Below are 2,515 nucleotides of genomic sequence, written 5' to 3' on the forward strand. Positions count from 1 at the left end.
ACATCGAGAACGTCTCCACCGGTCTGTCCGAGGTGAACGAGGCCAAGGGGCGCGGCGGCCGCGCGCAACTGATGTGGACCCCTAACGGCAAGGTTTCGGTGCGCTTCTCCGCGCTTGCGCAGAACCTGGGCAGCGACGGCCTGGCCAACGGCGGCGTCGACATCGATCCAGCCACGCTGCGCCCGGTCTATGGCTGGGACGAGCAGTCGCGCGCCGCCGGCACCGGCCTGTTCAAGGTGAAATACCGCCTCTATGACCTCTCGGTCAGCGCCGACTTCGACTGGGCCACGCTGGTTTCCACCAGCAGCTACGGCACGCTGCGCCTCAACGAGAACATCGACAACACGGCCTTGTACGGGCCGCTGCTCAACCCGCTCTTCGGCCTGTCCAACGGCGGCTATTCGGAAGTGCAGCCGATCTCGCTGAACAAGGCCACGCAGGAAGTGCGCCTGCAGTCGCCCAAGGACCAGACCTGGGAGTGGCGCACCGGCTTGTTCTTCACCCACGAGCGCACCGTGGACCAGCAGGACATGGCCACCTTCGACGCCAGCACCGGCGCAGCCATCGCGCTGCCCACCATCGCGCACGTCTCGGTAGGGCCGGCGCTGTTCACCGAATGGGCCGGCTACGGCGACCTGACCTGGCACGCCACCGACCGCCTCAGCGTGCTCGTCGGCGCCCGCTACAGCGACGACCGCACCACCTATTCGCAGACCAGTACGGGCCTGCTGATCGGCAACACCAACTTCACCTCGCGCAGCACCGACCACCCGGTTACCTACCTGTTCAACCCCAGCTACAAGTTCAACGACAACGTGATGGGCTACCTGCGCGTGGCCTCCGGCTTCCGCCCGGGTGGCGCCAACGTCGGCGTCCAGCCCGGCATGGGCGCACCGCTGACCTTCGAGCCGGACAAGCTGGTCAACTACGAGCTGGGCCTGAAGTCGATGATGCTCGACGGGCGCATGAGCGTGGACGTCGATGCGTTCTACATCGACTGGTCGAAGGTGCAGCTGACCTCGGTCGTGAACGGCATCGGCTTCCTCGGCAACGGCGGCAAGGCGACCAGCCAGGGCCTGGAGGCGAGCTGGCGCTATCACCCGGTGAGCGGCTTCACGGTGTGGTCGAACGTCTCCTACACCGATGCAAAACTTGCCGAGGACAATCCGGCCGGCAGCGTCTACGGCCTCAAGGGCGATCCCCTGCCCTACGTGCCCAAGTGGAACGCCAACCTGGGGGCCGACTACAGCTTCCCCGTAGGCAGCTGGTCCGGCTTCCTGGGCGGCAACTTCAGCTACGTCGGCCGGCGCGCCGCGGAGTTCAACCAGATTCCCGCGCCGCGCGTCTACCTGCCCGCCTACAACAACATCAACCTGTACGCAGGCATGAACGTGGGCGCCTGGACGTTCAAGGTCTACGCCAAGAACCTTGCCAACCGCCACGGCATCACCTCGGTGTGGCCCGAAACGATCAACCCCGTCGGCAGTCCGTACAACGCCACGGTGCAGGCGCCGCGTACGATCGGTTTGTCCGTCGGCGTGGATCTCTGAGTCGGGCCTTTCAACCGCGCATCACGGGAATCCGCGCATGAACCGAGCATTGAAAGGCCTGGCCGCGTTCGTCGCCAGCGTCGGCCTGGGCGGGGCGATGGCGCAGCAGGCCGTCCCCACGCCAACCGCCGGTACGCCGGCGGTTGGCATGGTCCAGCCATCCGCGACTGTGTCGCTGACCGCGCAGGACCTGGGCTCGTTCTTCGACGGCCTGATGCCCTATGCCCTGCGGCGCAACGACATCGCCGGCGGCGTGGTGACGGTGGTCAAGGACGGTCAGGTGCTGTTCGCCCGCGGCTACGGCTATGCCGATCTGGACAGGCGCATACCGGTATCGGCCGAGCGCACGCTGTTCCGCCCCGGCTCCACGTCCAAGCTTTTTACCTGGACTGCGGTGATGCAACTGGTCGAACAAGGGAAGCTGGACCTCGACCGCGACGTCAACGCCTACCTCGACTTCCACATCCCGGACTGGCACGGCAAGCCGATCACCCTGCGCCAGTTGATGACGCATACGCCGGGCTTCGAGGACGGGGCCCGCGGCCTGATGCCGGCCACGCCCGACGAAGTGGATCTGCAGCGTTACCTCAAGCAGCGCCTGCCCAGCCGCATCTTTCCGCCGGGCGAGCTGGTGGCTTATTCCAACTATGGCTGCGGCCTGGCCGGCTACATCGTGCAGCGCGTGGCGGGCGAGCCGTATGCGCAGTACATCGAACGGCACATCCTCCAGCCGCTGGGGATGGAGCATTCCACCTTCGAGCAGCCGCTTCCGCCCGCGCTGGCGCCAACGATGTCCCAGGGCTACCTGCGCGCCTCCGACGGCAAGCCGCAGCCGTTCGAGCTGGTCGATCCCGCGCCGGCCGGCGCGATGAGCGCCACGGCAACCGACATGGCGAAATTCATGATTGCCCAGTTGCAGGACGGCCGCTACGGCAACGCGCAGATGCTGCAGCCGGCCACCGCCC

2 protein-coding genes are annotated in these 2,515 nt (G+C 66.7%); both read left to right on the top strand.

The genetic code is table 11. The features are described from left to right. On the top strand, nucleotides 1-1,550 hold a 1,550-nt coding region (locus HOQ08_RS05560), incomplete at its 5' end, for a TonB-dependent receptor (protein WP_291192384.1). Between the two features lie 37 nt (nucleotides 1,551-1,587). Further along, a partial coding sequence (locus HOQ08_RS05565; protein ID WP_291192385.1) for a serine hydrolase domain-containing protein occupies nucleotides 1,588-2,515 on the top strand: 928 nt, incomplete at its 3' end.

The sequence above is a fragment of the Frateuria sp. genome (genome assembly GCF_013362045.1).
Lineage (GTDB): Bacteria > Pseudomonadota > Gammaproteobacteria > Xanthomonadales > Rhodanobacteraceae > Frateuria_A.